Here is a 601-nt window from a genome sequence, read left to right on the forward strand (position 1 = left end):
ATTTCAAAACAGATTCTCTTATTAAAGTTGGTCTCTCATTTTGAATATTTTCACGGTTATCTGAAAACATAAGTACTCCTAAATATTTATAATGGATACTTAATTGTCTTGTCAAACTAGCTATATATTCTAACTTTTCATACATACTAGGAAATTCGTTTCTTAGTTTTTTCAAATCTAACTTAATTTGGTTTAATTCTTCCATTTCATTAATCATTTTATCACTACTCCAATTCCCATGGCTTATTAATATCAAGAGAGTCAATTATATTTTTAGTTTGTGATCGTTTAATTTTTAGCATTTTAGCTCTTTCTTCGCCATCCATAAATAATAATTTTTCTTCTTTGGACTGAGGAGAGATTTTGGGTATTTTAATTGGTTTTTTATTTTCATCTAAAGCTACAAAAGTAAGAAAAGCTAAAGCAGCAATTTTTCTTTCTGCAGTAATCATATCTTCTGAAATGACTTTACAAAATACTTCCATAGATTTTTCTCCTGTATAAACTACATAAGATTCTATACAAACTGAATCAGATTGGGTGATTGGATATAAAAATTCTACTGAATCTGTAGAAGCTGTAACACATTCTTTAACTCTTG

At 27.5% G+C, this 601-nt stretch carries 1 protein-coding gene and 1 pseudogene; both read right to left on the minus strand.

Annotated elements, in window-relative coordinates:
• Positions 1-217 (minus strand): annotated as a pseudogene (locus KA878_RS14180) (hypothetical protein); the annotation flags it as partial.
• Positions 218-224: 7 nt separating this feature from the next.
• On the minus strand, positions 225-601 hold a 377-nt coding region (locus tag KA878_RS14185), incomplete at its 5' end, for an acyl-CoA thioesterase (protein WP_210142282.1).

The organism is Staphylococcus sp. GDY8P57P, from assembly GCF_017892585.1.
In the GTDB taxonomy this organism is placed as follows: domain Bacteria; phylum Bacillota; class Bacilli; order Staphylococcales; family Staphylococcaceae; genus Staphylococcus; species Staphylococcus borealis.